The sequence below is a fragment of the Halomonas sp. DP8Y7-1 genome, assembly GCF_019801685.1.
GTDB lineage: Bacteria > Pseudomonadota > Gammaproteobacteria > Pseudomonadales > Halomonadaceae > Halomonas > Halomonas litopenaei_A.
This window is the reverse complement of record NZ_JAHVIN010000005.1, coordinates 529,108-548,006: the sequence shown is the minus strand read 5'-3', so window position 1 is coordinate 548,006 and position 18,899 is coordinate 529,108. Positions and strand designations below refer to the sequence as shown.

Genomic DNA, 18,899 nt, shown 5'->3' with positions numbered 1-18,899 from the left:
TCGTCTGATTGTCTCAGCGTCTGAAGGGCAACCGGTCATGCGCTAACCTCTCCACTCAAGCCGCGATTTGCCTCTTGAAGGCGCACCAGAAGCTGCTCGATGGAAGGCATCAACACCTGCACCAGAGGAGCATCGAGCTCTTGCAGGCAGTGTTCAATGAACGCTACCCACTGCTGCAGCGCCACTTGTTGAGACGACTGCGACAGCTGAGCCAGCTCTGCGAGGGCTTGCTGCGACTGTTCTCTGTCTTCCTCGACCAACGCTTGGCCCAGCGCGTCCAGACACCGGCTGAAGGCCGCCGCCGCATCAAACGTAAGCCTTACATCAGCAACGCCGTGATCCCCCGCCCAACACTCGAGCAACGGAGCCAGCAGATTCAGCAGGCGCTCGCGCTCGAGTGGCTTGCCCAGTACCCCGTCGACTGCCGGGAGAACACCAACCTCTCCTTCTTCACATCCGGCGCTATACCCCAACACCGGTACATGCGCGAAGGGATGTGGCAGTCGGCGCATCAGCCGAAGACAGGTGCCACCGTCAACGAGCGGCATGGCGCTATCCATCAACACCGCATCGAAGGTCGTCGCACACAACTTCTGAAGAGCCTCGAGACCATTGCTCGCCTCCTCAGTGGTTGCGCCGATGGCCCTCAAGCACCCTTCAGCCACCAGACGGTTGGTCTGAGTGTCATCCACCACCAGCACATGCGGGGATCGTCCCGCGACGCGTGGCAGCACCTCCGCACGTGACAGATCGGGTTGTGCGACCAGGGGCAGATCTGTCCTTTCCAGTGTTACGCGCAACCAGAAGCGACTGCCAACCCCTACCTGGCTCTCCACTCCCACCGTACCGCCCATGGCTTCAGCCAGCAGGCGGCAGATAGACAAGCCTAATCCAGTACCCCCAAAGCGACCCGAGATGGAACGATCGGCCTGCTGAAACGGAGTAAACAGAGTCTCTTGAACCGAGGGAGCAATGCCTATCCCTGTGTCACTCACCTCAATCAGCAATCGGTCATCGGCCTCCTCCTTGAGCGACAGCCGGACTGAACCACTTGAGGTGAACTTGATCGCATTACTGAGAAAGTTCGAGACGATCTGCTGCAGCCTTGCGGGATCACCGATGACACCCAGAGCGCCGTGAACCTCACGCTCCAGCAACAGCTGCTTATCTTTGGCGCTGGCCTGGAACAGATCGGCTGTGGCGTGCAGCACCTCGGCCATATCGAACACCGTGCTATCGAGTTCGAATCGACCACTCGTCATCCTAGCGTGATCGAGCACATCGTTGAGTGAGACCATCAGGCTGCGCGAAGCAGCTTGCATGGCACGCAGCGACACTTCCCGGTCCTCATTGCCATCATCCGACAGCTGGGCGTCAATCATGCCGATGATGCCACTCAGAGGAGTACGGATCTCATGACTCATGGTGGCCAGCAGCATCATATTGGCCTCCGCCGCCCTGGCCGCTTCATCACGCGCATCGATCAGCCGACGAGTGGCCAGATTTTCGGCGGTACGATCATGGATAACCCCGAATAGAGCAAGGGCGCGCCCCTCGTCGTCAGCTTCGACGCTGCCCTTCACGTCGACCATACGCAGGGTGTTATCTGGTCGGCGCAGGGTAGCGCGAAAGGCAAACCCTTGGCGTCTCGCGATGGCATCTGCGATCAGCTGCTCGATATGAGGCCTGTCCTCGGCAATATAGGAATCGAGCGCCTCCTCCAGCTCGACCTGCTGATCTGGATCAAAACCGTGAATATGGTAGACCCCCGGAGACCAAGTAATCGCCTCGGACAAGAGGTCCAGTCGCCAATGACCCAATCCTGCCGCCTGCTCGGCATCGTGGAGCATACGCAAGCTGTCGTGAAGCTGCTCCTCGGCGAGGTGATGCTCACTGACATCCGTCATGGTGACCACGAAACCAGTGGAGACACCATCTTCTGCGGACAGGAATTCGATGTGCATGTCCAGCCAAAGCAACCGGCCATCACTGTGGCGTCGAGAGCGGTAATCGCTCACGGCCTTGAGGCTGAGCCTGGCCTCTTCCAGCAATGCATCGCCGTCAGGCTGGGAAACGGGCTCGCTACGCGGCAGGATTTCACTGAACTGCCGTCCGATAACGTCCGACTCGCAGACGCCGAATAGCCTCCACGCGCCCTCACTGCCACGACAGACCCGCCCTTTACCATCAAGCAGCAGCAGAGGCTGGTGTGTCACTCGACACAGCATATCGTCGGCTCTACCGGCTTCCCCGAAGTGCATGATCTTCTCCCCTACCGCAGTACGGCGATACTGCCACGAGCTACCAATCTCACATCCTGTGCACTAACAATCATGTTAACGGCATTTTGCGCACATGGCTGCACGGACATTAGTCATGTGCTCTCGTTTAGCCTACGTCAAAGAAAAGTGGTGCTGCCGCACTTCGGCACCTTCAGAGCAGCGCTGGCCAGGAACGCCACGGCGCTCCCTCTGCGAGCCCCCTTCCCAGCGACGACAGCGCGGAGCGAGAAGACAGCGACTGGCTCTACCTACCGAGAGCTTGACCTGGTTGATGGATCCATTCATAGCGTCGACGCATCCACTGCATGGGGGGAACCCAAGCGACCCGATTGAACGCTGGCGCACATTAAGGAAAAATCACAAGTTGCTGATCTGAGTGGCGAGGCCAGAAGGACTTGAACGAGGACAAAGGCATTCATTATTCGCCTATCCATCAAGATGCCACGATGACTCCGTGTATAGCCAGCATCCCCAGCGGACGTAGCGTTTAGTTCCGCCAATTATGTATGGACAATCATTGAGCAAAGCTAACAATAGAGACACAGCGGTGGAGGTGGTACACGTTGTTTCGTTTCAGGCACTCTAAAAAAATCAAAAATCAGGATACCGCATCCACAGGACTATGCCCTCTGGACGACTATCCAGCGAGCAAGCGTGAGTTGTGGGGGTCTCAATGACCAAACCCAGCCAGACAGGCGAGATGACGACATCATGGAACCAGTAATTTACCTGTCAATCCTATAACCGATTCTGGGCTGATGCCTTCATCATAAAAATTGTATTCGTAGCTAAGCCCAAGCTGAACGGGGGCTCCCCCCACATGTATTAGCTTGTTCACTTGAACGCCAAGCGGAAGGCTAACAAACTTACCGCTATCCCAATCGTAGGTCACCGACATATCGGAAGTACCCACCGACCAGTTATCGACAAGTGAGACATTCACTATGGGCTGGACGACTGATAAATTTATCGAGTCACGAGAGGCATCACCATCTATATCTACCAAGTTCTGATTAAACAGACCCCATATGCCCCAGTGAGATTGGGCGACAAAACCGACTGCAGGCCCCAGTGCCCAACGGTCTGTCGTGAGTTCATCACTTCCGGTAGGCAGAAGAGCGACAGCTCCTACACCAAAGCGCCCCCAATGCCGATTGAACGTCGTTAAATTAAAAACGGTAGCGTCTAGAAGACCCGTCTCATTTGCAGGATTATCAGTGACATAAGGCAACGTCAGCCTAAAGATATTAGACGTATCGCCCAATGTGTATGGCTTGGCTATTCGGAACTGAACCTTATTTCCATCAACACCTCCTGCCCCATGGTAACTAGCTGTATAAAAATTCTGTAAAAGATAGGCAGAAAGCGATGCGGTAGGATCACTAGCCGCTTGCGAGAGGTCTTGTTCGCCGGTTTGGGAGTATGCTTCGGACGAAATCAACAGACAGACCATTGTGATAACACTCGCAACCTTATACATACATATCCTCTCGTCAACATCGGTGGAAAACGAGAGGCATCCCTACAGACACCTCAACGCTTTAAAAAAGTGCTGTCAACTGATAGCCACCCCTTACTCTATGACTAGCTCACCTGCATGTTCGTCGATATATTCAACAGCAGACGCTCTTGAGTCTGGAAGGTAGAAGCGAAACAAGGCCGAAAAGGGAGTCGATGTCTCCAGGTTGTTCTTCGCGCCAGGACGATTGAAGTTAATCGTGTAGGTTCCGTCTTCATTCGGCTCAGCCTGGGTGTTGGATATCGCAGAGATGTCTTTCGCCAGCCAGCCCTCCTCATCGTATATCGTCACAGACCAGAAGCCACCACGTTCTTCCTGGATGTCTGGAGGAGTGAAAGTGGCTTTCGATGGCTGTATTTCTCCATCGATAATCTCGCTCTTGTTCGTGAAGGGCCAGTATGCTGCGTCAGGTAAACCTAACCCGCCCCATCCATAGGCGGTTCCATACAAGTGGTCTTGTGGGCGTGAGGTGTACGGCGTGCCATTAACGGACTTAGTATGAGTTAGCGCACCATCTTTTACATCTTGGATCAACGCTGCTCGTATTTCCTCAGTTTTTTCCAGAGGAAGAACAAACTCAGGCGACTCATATGCTTGCGCGGAGTTGGCTTCGATAGTAGCCAGTTTCTGTAAGCGCAAAGTTTCTTCTATCCCCCCTTCTTCATCACTCAGAATGGGAACGCGCATATTCAGATACACGTGCTCGCCATAAGTGACATCGTCTGGCGTGATCGTGATGCTATCTCCTGCATACGCCACTCCAGCGACATAATTTTGCATGTCGATCACTTGAATAATTTGGTAGTGACTCCCGTCCGGGACGCTAAACGTCGCGCCTTCACTGATATCCACTACAGCGCTGGCGTAGATACCGTCCTGGTTTTCACGAATCACTTGCTGGGTATCTACTCGACTAAGATCACTTTGATAGGCCCATTCGTTTATCGGTGCTTTTGCTAGGCTTCGCTTAAAGTTAAAGTCACTCTCTGAAATTTTATAAACATAGTCAGAAACACCAAAGTTCGACGGTGTCGTAACGTCAAATCCCTCGGCAATATCAGCCACGGCAGAAGAACTTAGCACGAGCACCGAGGATGACAACAGTATCAAGCAGCAATTCTTCATGTTCAGAAAACTCCCTTTTATATCTTCCCTAATCGTTTCTTTCTATTGAAGGCGGAACCCAGTCACCATTTACGATAGCGTCCTCGGGCCAATAGGCGCGTATATACAATGAAAATTCCTTATCTGGAGAAGGCAGCCAATTTGCCTCACGCTGTGGTCCTGGGTTCTCGGACTGCACATAAATCGTCAGACTGCCGTCATCTCCCATCACCAGCGATTGGTTTTTTGTCCCTAGTGAATAACGATTCAGCTCATTTGGATAGAAAAAATGTTGCTCATTATAGAGCGTCAACGACCAAAAACCGTCAACGGGAGGCAGTTCGTCGCCCTGAAACGTAACGGTATATTCATGGGTGCCATCAAGTCGCTCGCCGGAACTGTCGAAATCCGCCCCGAAGTACATCGTCTCACTCGGTACATTAGAGAACATGTTGCCTTTGGCGGTGGCAGTACGCTGGAAGTAGTCGTAACCAAAACGGGCCGCATTCAACTGGGTTCGCCATCCATTACCAGCGTCAACACCATTATTTCGAAATTCAAAAAGATGGTCGATGAGACTCGCCTCGGTCTCTTCAGCGGCCTGAGTCAACGCCAGCATTACGTCTTGGTCTCTTGCCGCAGCATCGAGCAATTGATTCACTGCTGCGTAGATAGCCTCTTCACCAGGTAGGGGTGGTGTCTCGGCCAGCACTTCTGGCAAGACCTCGAAAAACGATGTTGGGTCTACCCATTGTGTCTCTCCGTCACCGCCCTCATTCGGGTTCGGGATCGTGGGAGACTCAGACCAGTCCGTCGTCTGCTGCTCACCGGTATATTGAGACAACGGATAGGCCATCACTTGATCAATCAGGGGCTGGATGGCTTGACGGTCTTCCTCAGTATCATCCATGAAGATACGAGGGAAGACAGCGCCTAGGTTGGTTTGTGACCGATAGACCGCGTTGATCCCCTCAGGTATCTCCCCATCCCACTCTGGCCCCACCAGCAGATAGTGCCCCGCCTCGGTGCCATACTGGAGACCCAACTCTGCAAACGAGTCAGATCGCTGGTCCACAACCTGATAGACCCAGAACCGGTCTCCAAAGTCCGGTACTTGCACGACCACGGCATCCTCATCGAGAGCAAGGAAGCCCGCTCCATACACCACATCCTGATTTGGCGAGGTGACAAAGCGTTGTTCCGGACGAAGGTAGTCGGACAGCATGCTCACCTGGTTCAAAGGGGCGACCGGTAACACGCCTCCTAAAAGTCCAGGATGAGGAGCCGTTGCGAACAACGCCTGCCGGTTATGCATGTTGACAAGAGGCCAGGCCCATAGATAAGCGGTCCGCCCTATTGCTGCGGCGTACTCAGGGCTAAGCGGCGCTCCATTCACTGGTATTGGGACATCTGCAGAAGTTTGGGGCGCTGGTACTTGCCCCATTTCTTGAGCGGTGGCGGGTGAAATAGCCATCGTCATGAGAGTAGAACCGAGCAGTAGCTTCAACGTCCAAGACATTTTTCCCTTCGCTGCTTTAGCAAGACTAGTGGCACTCCGAACCTATAGGCACGAAAAGCTTATGAATAGCGATTGCTAAAACAGCGTAGTCGAGAGTTCTGATCTTGTCCTAGACCAGCCAGTTCATGGAGAGGAATGTAAGGATAAGAACCAGGCGATTCGAACTTTAATGCAACAATATCAGATGCTTAACTTGCAAGCGACACACAATATTACAGTTATTCTTTCCATCCAAAACAGAGCGGTCACCTTAATTATGGTGAAGACTACGACGCGGAAACATAAAGATCCTGCGCTACGATATACCGCCGAGCGTGCCCCATCATCACGTTTTCGCCTACCGTCGGGCAGGCGCTCGATGCCATAGAGAATTTCGGCGACTGTAATAGCGGAAATTGTCACGGAAATAGCATCCTGCCTGTCAAGCCATTCGACAACCCGTGCGTTTGGCACAGGCCGCATCAGCTCGAATAGCACGTTGATATCGAGAAAAATCATGCGCTGAAGCCCGGATCACGCGGCTCAGACCCAGGCGGCACTTCCAGTTCGATGCCTCCCGCGTCTGCGAATCGCTCACGTATGCGAGTCCCCAGCCCCTTTGCCTGAGGCTGGTTCAAGGCACTACGTAGAATGATGCGGATCTCCTCTTCCATGGAATGGCCATGCCTCGCCGCCTGTATGCGAAGCTAAACCTTCAACTGCTCATCCAAGTTGCGGATCGTGATCGAAGTCATGCCAGACTCTCTGCTCATGGCGGATGCGCGTGGATGGATAGCATACTACTTGTGCTACCCTGTAGTTACCGCGTAACACATGAGAATGGTGTCATGAGCGATGCTACCTTCACCTTTCGGGTCGACGAAAACCTGAAAGCAGAGTTTGCCAATGCGGCCAAGGCTCACGATCGTACCGGGGCACAGCTTCTACGCGACTTTATGCGCAACTATGTAGCGCAGCAGCAGGAAGCGCAGGATTATGATGCCTGGCTGATTGCCAAGGTGGAGCAATCACGGGCATCGGCAGACGCTGGCAACCTGATACCTGCCTCCGATGTTGAAGCCAAGTTTGCTGCCCGCCGTGCAGCTACCCGTGCTCGTCTGGCGAAGTCTAAATGATGGAGCTGGTCTGGACGCCAGAGGCGATCCAGGATCGTGACGACATTTACGACTACATAGAACCTCAGAACCCGCTGGCAGCCTTGACGTTGGATGAACTATTTCAGGGAAGGCGGCACAGCTGGTGGACCAGCCTGACAGTGGATGACCTGGCCGTGTTCCGGGATCCCGAGAGCTGGTTGTTCACCCCAGCTACCTATTGGTCTACGACATTGTGAGGATGCAGGTGCGTGTACTGAGTGTGGTACACACAGCTCGCCAGTGGCCACCTTCTCTAAAATAAGTCGAGTAGACCGGGCGATGCACTTCTGGGCTTTTCACTAGAGCTAAAGGCTTCTTGTGGGGGCTAACGTTTGGAGGTAGCTCTTGAGGCCTGCTTCGAGCGTTATACTCTCAGAGGCGCTGTGCTGGATGTGCGACGCAAAGATATCACGCACCATTTCGTCTTCGGTGCGGGTGCCCAGTCCTGAGCGTCTCGTCGGGCGCGAAAACGAATGCAAAGTGCGGGCAGTGGTAGGCCACCCAGTCTTGCGGATGACGGCTTTCCAACTACTGCCAGAGGATCTACCTGGCTGAAGATAGCGTGTCGGCTTTAGGCGGGGTGCCAGGGATGACACAACGGACGCCGTTACGGACACCAACTTCTCGGAAGGACTTAGCCGATTCGGCTAGGACGCTGATTTGAATGGTGGGCCCAGTAGGACTTGAACCTACGACCAAGGGATTATGAGTTCGCTTTTAAAACAACAAGTTACTGACAAACAAAGGAAAGTGACCGAAATCTGGCGAAAGGTACAGTTCTTTGGAATCAGTAGCTTAGCGAAGTTTAAGGATAGCACAGGAAGCTGATGTGCGTACCGGTTGTGTACCGTTGGGGGACCTCCCCTATCTCGAATAGAATGCCGATGAGGGCGCAAGTCTTCTTCTCTCAAAGGAATGCTGACTGCTTTCGGCCAGAAGCGGACTTTCGGAGAGGCCTCATGTGACACCCACGTTCAGCGGAGTATGGGGACCGACGGAACAAATTGTTAGGGCATTCACCATGCTTTGGCCTCAAACTCCCCAGTTTCTGCGTTCCGAGTGAACTCTACTCTGGATGGGTAATCTCTGCCTACGAGACGAAATACAGACGAAATCACCTCGATGGGCACGTAGTAAACCTTTTGATTTTTCGTTTTATCCGATGCCACAACCCCCCCTTCAATCTTGTTTTCTCCAACTAGTGTGAATACATAGCTATGGATGAAAAGATTGCATACAAAACCAATACCCTTGGATTCTTGGCTGGACTTTTCTAAGTCGTAGTGATCTTCAACAACGTGGTGATTAAGCCAATCAACTGGCTTTTTATTCGGATGCCAAATGAGTTCGAATTTTTCCTTCTTCGTGCTATCTGAGACTTTTACCGTTTCGAGTAGCTTCCGGACTGAATAGAACCCTTTGAAAAGCTCTTTCTCCACCTTTATAAGTGTTGATTCGCGTACATTTTTGCCAAGACGAACCCTTCGCGGCCATGTGGCAGTTTTAAGCAATGGTTCCTTCCAATAAGACGATTCGTAGATCATAGTAGCTTCATGCCCTAACGCCGCCAACATGCGCGGCTTTGTAATGGAGGCGAAGTCGCAACGAAAAAGCCGTCGCCGTGCCTGGCCTTGTTAGGAGACTTACTCATACCAACTTGAAATATCTACGCTGAATCTATTAAGGTTAATAGAACTGCCCAATGGTTGTGTGAATAAAACCTCCATTTCACTGCATACGGGAAACGAAGCTGGAATTTCAGCCCCATCTCCTTTACGCCGATCGGATGCTGACCCATACATTAAGGTCGCGCCAATACTCCCCTCGACACGCATTTCCAGAGAGTTTACGCCTATTTTAAAAACATAAATTTTTTCCGCTGTTATTTCCTCAATGTACTGGTGAGTCGATATTTCCATTAACTCAACAACCGATTCGCTGTTTATTCTGTCAATCAGAACGCCATCGATATCATCGAAGAGCTTATCCGCAACTTCTGTTCTCAGCTCATCAATCTTGTTAACAAAGTCAAGAGTTGCTGAAAGGCATTCAACTGCGGTTCTTTCTGTCTCTTCCATTGAGCTTTTAAATGTTGCTTCTTCTATGTGTGTAAATCCACTTAGACGATTGATGATAGCTATCAATTCGCTTGAAACCTTATCTATATCATCAATGTAAAGTTTTTTCGATACATAGAAATCAGAAAGACCACCTTGAATCGCAAATTTAATGCGATGTTTTCGAGTAATCCCGGTAGATGATGTTCTATCCGGCGCAAACCACTGGCATTGCTGAAGCTCATTATCTGGCGCTAATCGGTGCAAAACATGCCTTGTCAGTTCGCGCAGAGCATAGGCAAAGTTGTTTAATCTAAGTGGGTTTGGTGCCAAGAGGTTAACAAAGGCAGAGTCCAATAACTCTTTCTCAAAGCCATCAAGAAGGACACTGTTAATCCTTTCTTGGTATTGCTCTCTCAATCGATCCATATACCCTCCTAACGCCCGAGCTCAGGTGCGCTTGAGGCGATGCCTGTTTTGCGATAGCAAAAATGCGCAGCGGGTCAAACGTCACCTGCAGCGATTTGTTAGGCGTCATTTCGAAGCTCTTCTATCATGTATCAAGTATTTGTAATAAAAGAAACTTTTTATCACATGATGGAGGCTATGCATCTCACGAAAAGCGACAAGCAGCAGGCGCATGAACTCGAGAAATGTCATGGTTTTATCCGAGCCTGGCTCAAGGTGTCCTCCGCTTGGGGTGTAGGTGATGACCTGATCCACCCCGCTGTAATTGACATTGTTGTGGGCAATCGCATTTCGCATATCTAGGTTGTAGGCATCCATATCTACCTTGAACCAGCAGTCATCTAGGTACTTAAATTTTTCTGATAGCGCCTTTGCGGAGTATTTCTTCAGATTACTGAGTGTGCCCCCATCTATTGATTTAAAGCTATTTGCATCAGCTCTGTGCAGTAGATTGTTGATGCCGGCCACCAGCACAAGTTGTCGGCTCAGTATTTCAACCACATCCTTGTACAAGTCTTTAAGACCCGAAAAATCCTGAGATGAAACACGGGTTGCTGTCTTTTCGGCTTCGGTGTTGCCAGTAAGGTCAAGAAATAGTGCTGGCCTCAACGGCAACTCAGCGTCAAAAATCCTGGGGTAAATTTTGAGACAGTCCCGCTGGAGTTCGCTCAGAAATCTGGATGAGTCGAGATCAGCTATAAATTCGCTCAGTTTTTCTTGATCCATGGCCTGCATCAGCTTTGGCATCTCCTCTGAGATCTCCCTACTGTGGGCAAACACAGTGAACGGAGAAAATACCTTTGCAATAACACAATAAAGCCTCGCATTGACGTCCTGAGGGAGCAGCGATTTTTCCACAGGCCTTTCTAGAAAGGCCGCCGCTCGTTTCTGAAACAGCTGCTTGTTCTTGCCATGGTAAAGATTGATTAACCTCTTTATTTCGCCTGATTTCTCCGCCATTTCATTGAGTGCATTGAGGTGAAAGTTGTGAAACTGTAGCATTGCGTGTGCTTTTCCACCATCTACACCTGTAGCCACTCTCAAATCATCCATTGCCATGAAAAATGGCGTTTTACCTATCTCGTACTCGCCTGAACGTACTGGAAAATCAAGATGTAGGTCCAAAAACGGATTGCATCCCTCGAATGGCCCAGCGGGTTGAGTCTCGGCAGGCTTACAGCCATCAAATTCAAACTCGGACTGCGGCGCGTGCGAGATATCGAGAGTGATTCCAAGCTGAGAATCGCAATGCGGGCACGAAAACGCTAAAGGCTGTATGCGCCTGTTCGAGTACCCGATGCGACAGTCAATGTCGTGTTCACAAGTCTCGCAAGTAACCGCCATACAGGTATTCACTATCGCATACTCCTAAGTTTCATGACGCCTAACGCCCTGAATAAGCCGCCGTTTTGAGCGCCAGCGCAAAACGGTCGGCTTAATTCATTGGTTAGCTTGCTGAATTCTGAACCAAAGCGTAGATAGACTCACCACGTGTGATTCTGCTACTCCTATCGTTACTTGCCTGTAAGGCTGCGCTGTAATATTCCTGAGCTTCCCTGTCATCCCCAGAGTCGCCGGATGGAACCCGATCTACACGTGCATAAAAGCCATCTAACATTCCTCTCAATGTTCCAGCGTCAACAGCAAGTGAGTTTTTGATCAATGCCCTATGAAGCTCAACAAAAAGCGTAAAGAAATCAGCCTTCTTGAAGGCTCTAGAGCTGCTATTGAAATTTAACCTGTCGATAAACGAGAAAACCTCAGATATTTCTCTATCTAGCTTGTCCCGCTCGGGAAACTCTTCGTTGTATTTTTCTAGGTAATTTTCTAGCTCTTTATCTCTGTTAAAATACGTGCTCATAATCGTTACTATAAGACCTAGACAGTATCTTACATCATTCATTCGCTTTATATCGGTAGATGTAAATACGCGGTTATCTTCAAATATCTTACTTTGAGAAACCTCTTCAGCGAATTTCTTGAACTCACCACCGTAGCGCGAGTTGTGTAACTCCATAGCATTGAGGCCATAGCTCGTTGAGTTAATTCTCTTAAAGACCTCTTTAATATCGTCCATGGGCATGTTCCCCATGTCTCGAACAACTACTTTATACTCCAAAAAATCTATTTGCTTGTCTTCGTCAAGGTCAACATACGCGGGCAAATTTTTACCAAGCTTTATGTCGGGAGAACCTTTAAAGTACTGGTAGAGAGTTGTTATTCTTTGCTGCCCATCAACTAGAACTTCTGCGCCGTCCCCGGTTTTTGGGTCCACTTTTCCAGCAGCGATATATATTTCTGGAAATGGGTAACCTTCAAGTACTGTTTTTATGAATTCAATCTTATCTTTATTTGTCCAAACTAAGCGTCTCTGAAAATCAGGTTGTGGAATAAGAGTCTTGTTTCCGATTGCTGTCAACAGCACTCGAAGGCGCCTATTTGATGCTGAGGTGTCCATTAAAAAGCCTCCTGAATGCACTGATCAATACAAATAGTTTGGTATTCTTGCAAGAAAAAATGAGAATGATAGAGGCCGCCGCGGATTTTATAGGGGCCAAATCGATTGCTGCTAGTCAACTCATTGAAAAAGGTCCACCATTCGTCAGAAAAATTAAAGTAATTACTTGGCGGTAGCTTATCAGGTCTTATCCAGCCATCAGCAAGATACTTGAAAAACCTTCCCGATGACGGCCAATCTGCACCACTCTTTTTGTAGAGGTAGGCTTCTTGCCATATACGCTCAAACAATGAGGTTGAGACAATAGCGATATCAATGTCAGAGTCATCATTGAAAAAACCAAATCTTCTTGAAGGCTTTATGCTAAATCCTAACTTACCCGAGCCAACCATTAGCACATCATTAAACTCTATTTGAAACTGCTCACAGATTACCTCTCGCAACTCAAATAAATCATGATTGTCTAGTAAGTGACATTCGCCGCCAAGAACATATTTCCTATAGACTTGGAGGCTATTTAAAACTTTTAAATCAGCTTGAAAGTCTTCGATCATTATAAGCCATCCTTTTCCTCTCGTATTCTCAAAGCTAACAGGTATTAGACAGCGCGCTCGTTTATTGGCTTGAACGCGCACGCGCGTTCAATAATGTTATTGAGCATGGTGATAGGCCATTAACCTATTGAAATTACTCGTCATTAAGTATAGCTCGGCAACATAACACCAATAACCGCGCTTGCTACATAACACTCTTGAACGCACATGCGGCCTTCTTCGGACTATTCGTTCTAGGTCGTTATCAGCCATAATAGGCCTCTTCCGTAGCTTGCTACACAGCACGCGAGTCATTGCTCGACCTCCCCGCCAGCAGCTTCCGTATCACCAAAGCAAACTGCCTGCCAGTCTCTTCATCCTCCAGCAGCGGCATCCTTATCTTCTCGTGGTCGCTGAGGGCGTCAAGCATGGCGTCGGTGACCTTCTTCGGGAAAAGGCCGTGCATTACTTGGTCTCCGCTATGGTTGCGCACCTGGGCCATCACCGCTGCGTCACGCTCAATGCGGTCGACGATGCCACTGGCGAAGTGCAGCTTGTCGTCGCTGACCTCGGCGCCGTAGAGGTCGTTGAGCCGGTCGATGATCTCGGCTAGGCGCTGCTTCTCGAGATCTTGGAGCTTTCCATAGCGGACATAGCTGACCGGGATAAGGCCGTAGTCCTCCCCAGCCACATCCAGGAGCAGGCGTTTCTCCTCACGCTTGATGAGGCGATAGTGGGGCAATTCCAGCCAGCTGACGTACCCCCAGCCTCCGACAGGCATGGCCTTGGTGGTGTCCCACTGAAACGGAGCTTCCCTGCTGTTCGCCATGTCATCCCCTGCGCCTGGCGTAATTATTCGTAACAGCCTAGCGCTTTAGGGTTAGGAGGAGAAGCCTACTTAGGACGGAGCAGCTCTGGAGTATCATTCATTATTCGCGAAGCCTGCCCAAGGCCTGCTCTAAGAGCGCCAGAGACTGACGGTGCTTGTCGGGCTTCATCTTCTGGATATTGGAGAGCTTCCAGCGCACGGCAGGCAGCCGATCAACGCCCGGCAGCGGAAGCAGCGCCCAGTCAGGAGCCCCCTGCTTGAAGGCCAGCAGAAAACGAACATCTTCATCCGTCATCAGCTGCCCCAGCCGCGACAGCAGCTCATCACGGACGCTCTCCAGCTCCTGCAAAGGAAGATCAATCCTGGCCATCCCGACAAACTCCTGTCGGTAGACGTCGTCCAACGGTTTCAGCCGTGGGTTGATCACCTCGTTCAAGGGCCTGGGATGCCCCAGCAGATAGACCAGGAAGCCTTCGAATACGCTTCGATCCAGGCCGCCCTGGTTCAGCAGCAGCTTTACATCGAAAAGGTCCCGGGGGTGCTGGCGGTCCAGCGCGGCGCAGATCTTGCCGCCATACAGGTCCGGCAGCGACACCACCTGCACCGCAGCAAAGCCGTACTCGTCCTCCACGGCATCAACGATATCGCGCTCCTGAGGCGGGTGCAGGGTGCCGCGCAGTACCGGCGATACCTCTACCTTTACCTGGCTACGCCCTCGGCGCACCAGAATCCTCAGCTCATCTCGGCGATTATCCTGAAGCTCGGCCCGCACGCCTGGCAGTCGGGCACTGAAGGTCTCAGCCAATCGCTGCAGCGCCTCGCGACAGCGTCGCAGTGCCTCGTCACGGGGCTCCAGCGGCAAGTAGGCTAGGTCGATATCGACCGATAGGCGGGGTAATGGCTGCACGAAGAGGTTGATGGCCGTACCGCCCTTCAGGGCGAAGCACGGCTCGTCATTGAGGAAAGGCAGCAGCGAGACCAACAGCCTGACCTGTTCGTGGTAGCGAGCTTCAATCGGCATGCAGGAACGTCTCCGGCACCGTCACGTGGTATTCCCTATCCAGCTTGCCGCCCTGGCAGAGCTGCCGCTTGCCTTTGCCGAGGTCCAGTCGACGTGGTTCCAGGCGAGCGTACCAGGCATGCCCGGCGTGGCGAGCCAGCACCAGGAAGGCACGCTTGGTTCTCACCGAACGGCATCCCTCCAGCAATGCCTGCAACCGTCGCGGACGCAGCGTGTTAAGCCCGCCGAAGGTGTCGACCAGCTCACTGCTGAACAGCAACTCATTTGACGTAACGGCGATCCACTCCAGGACGGCTCGCTCTGGGGTCGATACCTGCAAGCTGAAGGCTCTGCCATCCGGCGCGTAGTCCGTAAAGCTGCCGGGAAGCTGCGCTGGCAGGCCCTTTTCAGAGTGGAGCACCATCCGCCCTGCCCACTCGGCATCATTCAACCACCGGGGCAGCCGAGCGGCCTCCTTGCCATACAGGTGCGTCGTGCTCTCCCCCATGGGCAGATAGTGGGCAAAGCCATGCAGTGCCAGGGCCGTCTGGCCACCCGGCCAAAATGGTGGCATCCCCGAGCCGTCGCTCGTCTGCAGGGCGAAAACAGCGCTCTCCCAGGTAAGAGGCTCCCCCGCTTGGCAGTAGGCGCCGTGCCCCACGCGTTGCAGCCAGCCACTGCTGGCCAGCTTACGCGCCTGATCCGAGGTGACGCCGTGTGACGCCAGCCAGGCGGTCGTCACCACGGCGCCATACGGGATCTTGTGCAGCAGCTGGTTTATTTTCACGTAAAAAAGCGGCCTTAAATTCCGTCTTCAGAGTGAAGAATAAACCACACTGGTTTATCTTCAAGCCCAAAATCGCCATTAAAGGCCGCTTTTAGCACAGAATTTAAACCTAAGCTGGGTCTCCAGCCCTGTTTGAGCCCAAATTTAGTGGGAGGAAGCGTGAGGGCTGAAGCCAGGCTGAGAAGGCCGCTGCTGGGGACAAAGCGGCCACGCATCACGTCAATCCTGATAGTGCGTGTATTTTTTCGCACTTCCCTTCACTTGGTCGGCGGGATATTTCTCCGCATTCTTCTCTATCTTCGCCCGGCATGCCGCTTCAATATCCACGTCCAGCTTACCCGCCAGCCGGATCAGGTAGAGCTGAACATCGGCAATTTCATCGCGCACGGCGGCCAGTTGCTGCTCATCCAGCTCCCTGGACTGCGCCTCGGTCAGCCACTGGAAGCACTCCTGTAGTTCAGCTGCCTCCACCGTCAGCGCCATGGCCAGGTTCTTGGGCGAATGGAACTGGTCCCAGTCGCGCTCGGTGGCGAACTGGTCCATGGCGTCGCGGAGCTGCTTGAACGGGTCTGACATCTAGGGCTCACCTGGTTCTGCGGTATCGGATAGCGGTGAGCATGCCTGCTCTGCCGCTCGCTATCCAGCCAGCATTAGCATAGGCGGCGATCCGGCCGCCCACTCGCTCACAGCACGGAGAGGAATTCGCCGATGACCTTCAGGTCCTCGAGCTCGTCCTCGAGCACGATGTCCTTGTAGCCGAAGGCGTTGGTCTGGGGCTTGAGCACGATGCGCTGGTTCACGAACTCGCCGTACTCCTCGACCTTCTCGCTCTGGTACAGCTTGATCGTGAAGCTGCCGCCGTGGTCGGGGTCCTCGATGGCGCGATGCTGCACCACGACGACCTTGCCTTGCCGTGTGCCACCGGGGTTGGCACGGAACAGGCACCAGGCGCCGTTGGGGATGCGCCGATTCATCGACTCCCCCACCACCCGGCTGACGAACAGGTCGGGGCTCGCGCGCATGAAGTCCGGTAGCTCGACCCAGTGCTCGGCGTCGGCGATCTGCATCTCGCTGAACTCGCCGGCGGCGATGCGCAGGTCGTACACGGGCACATGGCGCTCGAACGGTGCGGCCTCATCACGCGTCACGATGGGAAGGTGCAAGCCATCCAGCGTCTCGGCCTCTTCAGCCAGATCGGTATGCTCGGTGGCTGCCTGTGAACGAGCAAAGACCGCGAAGTACTCGCGGGTCTCGGAGTCCGTGGCATAGACGTAACAGCCCTTCTGCCCCCGCGTCATCAAGGTGCGATAGGTGTTCTTGATGATCTGGTCCGCCAGGGCACGGGCATGCTCGGGCTGCTCCTTGAGCAGTTTCTTGTAGCCATGCACCGAGCGGTCCTGCCCTGCCCGCTTGGCCGCGTCTGTCACCACGCGGCCGTCACGAATCACGAAGTCGTCGCCGATGATGACGCCGACATAGTCGAACTCGAGCCCCTGGCAGGTGTGGATGCAGCCGACCTGCTCTGCTGATCCATCGGCGATCGCCCACAGCATGCCGTCGTCATCGAGGTTCCACTGGGCGGCGAAGCCATTTTCGGGAAACACGATGTCCATGGCGTGCTTGTCCTTCTTGCTCGCCCAGGGCCAGCAGTAGCCCGCCACCATCCGTGCCTTGTTAGCCTTGCGGTTCTTCTCAAGAATCGCCTGACGCAGGGCACTCGGGTCATCGAACACCTGAAAGTCGTAGTCGATATCTTCCAGGTCAGTGTTGGCCGTGGTGCGAATCTGAAGGGCATGATCGAGCCATGCCAGATAGCCATCCGAGCCGTTGCAGCGAAACTGCGACGCCAGCTCAAGTTCGTGGACATCGGCGCCGCCCTCGGCTGCCCGCCGCCGGATCTCCTCGACCGTACCGACGTCCTTCAGCGTCACGCGCTGCGCTTCATCGATGAAGAAGATCGAGAAGCGTGACGCGGCGATCACCTCCTTGATCTGGCTCTCGCCCAGGTTCTGGTACATGCCGGACTTCTCGTTCAGGCGGTGCGCCTCATCGACGATCAACGCATGAAAGGTATCCGGCTCGGCGCTGACGTAGCTGCCCGAGCCCTTGAACAGGTTGTCGATGTGGGTCTTCTTTCGCGTGCCGGTCAGCTTCTTCTTGAAGACCTCACGCGGGGCCGAGTTGCGTGAGACGTACTGCGTCATCATCTCGCGCTTCGTCAGCTCCACCAGCAGGTTGATGGCCACCACCGACTTGCCGGTGCCCGGCCCGCCCTTGACGATCAGGCACTGCTTGTTGCCGCTGGCCGCGCGATGCGCAAGATCGATGGCGGTTTCATAGACCAGCTTCTGCTCGTCGATCATCAGGAACTCGGCGTTGCCCTGCATCATCGACGCCAGCGCATCCGCCAGGTTCTTGCTCGGCTTGATCACACCGTGCTCGATGCGATACATGATGTCGTTGCTGTCGCCGTACTTGATGTGCTGGCTGAGAAATTCCGAGAGCTTCAAGGCATCCTGCGAGATGAAGACCGGGGCACGGCGCGTGTGGTGCTCGTAGAAGGGATCATTGATGGCGTTCCCCTGCTTCATGTTGTGCAGGTAGGCACAAGGCACCAGGCGGATCGACTCGGAGCGTACCGTCTCGTTGTAGTCCTCGATCAGCGCGCCATAGGACCACGCCTGATACGACGGATGGTTAGTCTCGCGTACACCGCCGCCCAGCTGGGTGCGCACGATGGCATCCTTCTTCGTCACCTCGACGGACTGCCACTGCTTCAGTTCCACGATGACCGCTGCATCGTCCCGCTGGTGGTTCTTGCCGGTCAGGATGAAGTCCACACGGCGATTGGTCAGCGGAATGTTGTACTCGATGGCCACTCCCGCCGATGCCGGAATGCCCTCGTCGAGCAGAACGCTCATCATGAAACGCAGGGAGTTCTCCCACGACGTCACCTCACTGCGCGGCGAGTTGCGGTTCAGTCTGCGTGCCACCTCGTTCTCGATGGCGTCGGTGATGACGTTGGCTCGTACATCGTCGATGAACTGCTGCTTGGTGGCGTTGTAGACCAGCATTCCCCACACATTTCCTTTTTATAAACAATTAGTTATAGATATTTCAATATGCATGCACCGTATAATTATGCACGCTACTGACTGCTATAACATCACCTGAAGCTCATGTGCCAGCCACGGCGGACATGGGGAG

Annotated in this window: 18 protein-coding genes; 2 read left to right on the top strand and 16 right to left on the bottom strand. The window is 53.2% G+C overall.

Features of this window, described 5'->3' with window-relative positions:
• Nucleotides 1–35: 35 nt before the first annotated feature.
• From KUV41_RS07725 to KUV41_RS19700, 6 genes are all read right to left on the bottom strand, one after another.
• Entirely contained in the window at nt 36–2,261 is a 2,226-nt protein-coding gene (locus tag KUV41_RS07725) for a PAS domain-containing hybrid sensor histidine kinase/response regulator (protein ID WP_222485409.1), read from the bottom strand.
• Between the two features lie 730 nt (nt 2,262–2,991).
• Entirely contained in the window at nt 2,992–3,762 is a 771-nt protein-coding gene (locus KUV41_RS07720) for a hypothetical protein (protein ID WP_222485407.1), read from the bottom strand.
• A gap of 93 nt (nt 3,763–3,855) precedes the next feature.
• Nucleotides 3,856–4,926 carry a DUF1214 domain-containing protein gene (locus KUV41_RS07715; protein ID WP_222485405.1) on the bottom strand — a complete coding sequence of 357 codons (1,071 nt, stop codon included), beginning with the start codon at nt 4,924–4,926 and terminating at the stop codon, nt 3,856–3,858.
• 28 nt (nt 4,927–4,954) lie between these two features.
• The gene (locus KUV41_RS07710) at nt 4,955–6,424 is read right to left on the bottom strand and encodes a DUF1254 domain-containing protein (protein ID WP_222485403.1); all 1,470 of its coding nucleotides are present in this window, start codon (nt 6,422–6,424) and stop codon (nt 4,955–4,957) included.
• 180 nt (nt 6,425–6,604) lie between these two features.
• A complete protein-coding gene (locus tag KUV41_RS07705) occupies nt 6,605–6,922 on the bottom strand; it encodes a PIN domain-containing protein (protein ID WP_222485401.1) in 318 nt (105 codons plus the stop codon).
• Nucleotides 6,919–7,104 (bottom strand): FitA-like ribbon-helix-helix domain-containing protein, encoded by a 186-nt coding sequence (locus KUV41_RS19700; RefSeq protein ID WP_409995791.1) that lies wholly within the window; start codon nt 7,102–7,104, stop codon nt 6,919–6,921. Before KUV41_RS19700 ends, KUV41_RS07705 begins: the two co-directional genes overlap by 4 nt.
• A gap of 147 nt (nt 7,105–7,251) precedes the next feature.
• Between KUV41_RS19700 and KUV41_RS07700 the strand changes: the two genes are divergently transcribed.
• Both KUV41_RS07700 and KUV41_RS07695 read left to right on the top strand, forming a co-directional pair.
• Entirely contained in the window at nt 7,252–7,539 is a 288-nt protein-coding gene (locus KUV41_RS07700; RefSeq protein WP_222485399.1) for a CopG family ribbon-helix-helix protein, read from the top strand.
• Nucleotides 7,536–7,757, top strand: coding sequence for a type II toxin-antitoxin system RelE/ParE family toxin (locus KUV41_RS07695; protein ID WP_261395951.1), 222 nt, complete (start codon nt 7,536–7,538; stop codon nt 7,755–7,757). Before KUV41_RS07700 ends, KUV41_RS07695 begins: the two co-directional genes overlap by 4 nt.
• Nucleotides 7,758–8,576: 819 nt before the next feature.
• Here KUV41_RS07695 and KUV41_RS07690 read toward each other — a convergent pair.
• The 10 genes from KUV41_RS07690 to KUV41_RS07645 form a co-directional block, all read right to left on the bottom strand.
• Nucleotides 8,577–9,104, bottom strand: coding sequence for a hypothetical protein (locus tag KUV41_RS07690; RefSeq protein ID WP_222485397.1), 528 nt, complete (start codon nt 9,102–9,104; stop codon nt 8,577–8,579).
• A gap of 99 nt (nt 9,105–9,203) precedes the next feature.
• A complete protein-coding gene (locus KUV41_RS07685) occupies nt 9,204–10,046 on the bottom strand; it encodes a hypothetical protein (RefSeq protein WP_222485395.1) in 843 nt (280 codons plus the stop codon).
• A gap of 105 nt (nt 10,047–10,151) precedes the next feature.
• The gene (locus KUV41_RS07680; RefSeq protein ID WP_222485393.1) at nt 10,152–11,210 is read right to left on the bottom strand and encodes a hypothetical protein; all 1,059 of its coding nucleotides are present in this window, start codon (nt 11,208–11,210) and stop codon (nt 10,152–10,154) included.
• A 322-nt stretch (nt 11,211–11,532) separates the two neighbouring features.
• On the bottom strand, nt 11,533–12,543 hold the full coding sequence (locus tag KUV41_RS07675; RefSeq protein WP_222485391.1) for a DUF262 domain-containing protein: 1,011 nt from the start codon (nt 12,541–12,543) through the stop codon (nt 11,533–11,535).
• The gene (locus KUV41_RS07670; protein ID WP_222485389.1) at nt 12,543–13,097 is read right to left on the bottom strand and encodes a hypothetical protein; all 555 of its coding nucleotides are present in this window, start codon (nt 13,095–13,097) and stop codon (nt 12,543–12,545) included. Before KUV41_RS07670 ends, KUV41_RS07675 begins: the two co-directional genes overlap by 1 nt.
• 274 nt (nt 13,098–13,371) lie before the next feature.
• Entirely contained in the window at nt 13,372–13,905 is a 534-nt protein-coding gene (locus tag KUV41_RS07665) for a hypothetical protein (RefSeq protein WP_222485387.1), read from the bottom strand.
• Between the two features lie 100 nt (nt 13,906–14,005).
• Complete coding sequence (locus KUV41_RS07660) at nt 14,006–14,926, bottom strand: nucleotidyl transferase AbiEii/AbiGii toxin family protein (protein WP_222485385.1); 921 nt, start codon at nt 14,924–14,926, stop codon at nt 14,006–14,008.
• The gene (locus tag KUV41_RS07655) at nt 14,916–15,692 is read right to left on the bottom strand and encodes a type IV toxin-antitoxin system AbiEi family antitoxin domain-containing protein (protein WP_222485383.1); all 777 of its coding nucleotides are present in this window, start codon (nt 15,690–15,692) and stop codon (nt 14,916–14,918) included. Before KUV41_RS07655 ends, KUV41_RS07660 begins: the two co-directional genes overlap by 11 nt.
• Nucleotides 15,693–15,911: 219 nt before the next feature.
• Nucleotides 15,912–16,268 (bottom strand): nucleotide pyrophosphohydrolase, encoded by a 357-nt coding sequence (locus KUV41_RS07650; protein ID WP_175069023.1) that lies wholly within the window; start codon nt 16,266–16,268, stop codon nt 15,912–15,914.
• Nucleotides 16,269–16,375: 107 nt separating this feature from the next.
• The gene (locus tag KUV41_RS07645; RefSeq protein ID WP_222485381.1) at nt 16,376–18,766 is read right to left on the bottom strand and encodes a DNA/RNA helicase domain-containing protein; all 2,391 of its coding nucleotides are present in this window, start codon (nt 18,764–18,766) and stop codon (nt 16,376–16,378) included.
• Nucleotides 18,767–18,899 lie beyond the last annotated feature (133 nt).

Excerpts from the sequence above, each read along its gene's own strand:
- KUV41_RS07685 (WP_222485395.1), bottom strand. The coding sequence starts at position 10,046 with ATGGATCGATTGAGAGAGCAATACCAAGAAAGGATTAACAGTGTCCTT.
- KUV41_RS07660 (WP_222485385.1), bottom strand. The coding sequence starts at position 14,926 with ATGCCGATTGAAGCTCGCTACCACGAACAGGTCAGGCTGTTGGTCTCG.
- KUV41_RS07665 (WP_222485387.1), bottom strand. The coding sequence starts at position 13,905 with ATGGCGAACAGCAGGGAAGCTCCGTTTCAGTGGGACACCACCAAGGCC.
- KUV41_RS07645 (WP_222485381.1), bottom strand. The coding sequence starts at position 18,766 with ATGCTGGTCTACAACGCCACCAAGCAGCAGTTCATCGACGATGTACGA.
- KUV41_RS07715 (WP_222485405.1), bottom strand. The coding sequence starts at position 4,926 with ATGAAGAATTGCTGCTTGATACTGTTGTCATCCTCGGTGCTCGTGCTA.
- KUV41_RS07725 (WP_222485409.1), bottom strand. The coding sequence starts at position 2,261 with ATGCACTTCGGGGAAGCCGGTAGAGCCGACGATATGCTGTGTCGAGTG.
- KUV41_RS07695 (WP_261395951.1), top strand. The coding sequence starts at position 7,536 with ATGATGGAGCTGGTCTGGACGCCAGAGGCGATCCAGGATCGTGACGAC.
- KUV41_RS07705 (WP_222485401.1), bottom strand. The coding sequence starts at position 6,922 with ATGATTTTTCTCGATATCAACGTGCTATTCGAGCTGATGCGGCCTGTG.
- KUV41_RS07720 (WP_222485407.1), bottom strand. The coding sequence starts at position 3,762 with ATGTATAAGGTTGCGAGTGTTATCACAATGGTCTGTCTGTTGATTTCG.
- KUV41_RS07650 (WP_175069023.1), bottom strand. The coding sequence starts at position 16,268 with ATGTCAGACCCGTTCAAGCAGCTCCGCGACGCCATGGACCAGTTCGCC.
- KUV41_RS07690 (WP_222485397.1), bottom strand. The coding sequence starts at position 9,104 with ATGATCTACGAATCGTCTTATTGGAAGGAACCATTGCTTAAAACTGCC.
- KUV41_RS07700 (WP_222485399.1), top strand. The coding sequence starts at position 7,252 with ATGAGCGATGCTACCTTCACCTTTCGGGTCGACGAAAACCTGAAAGCA.
- KUV41_RS07710 (WP_222485403.1), bottom strand. The coding sequence starts at position 6,424 with ATGTCTTGGACGTTGAAGCTACTGCTCGGTTCTACTCTCATGACGATG.
- KUV41_RS07670 (WP_222485389.1), bottom strand. The coding sequence starts at position 13,097 with ATGATCGAAGACTTTCAAGCTGATTTAAAAGTTTTAAATAGCCTCCAA.
- KUV41_RS07675 (WP_222485391.1), bottom strand. The coding sequence starts at position 12,543 with ATGGACACCTCAGCATCAAATAGGCGCCTTCGAGTGCTGTTGACAGCA.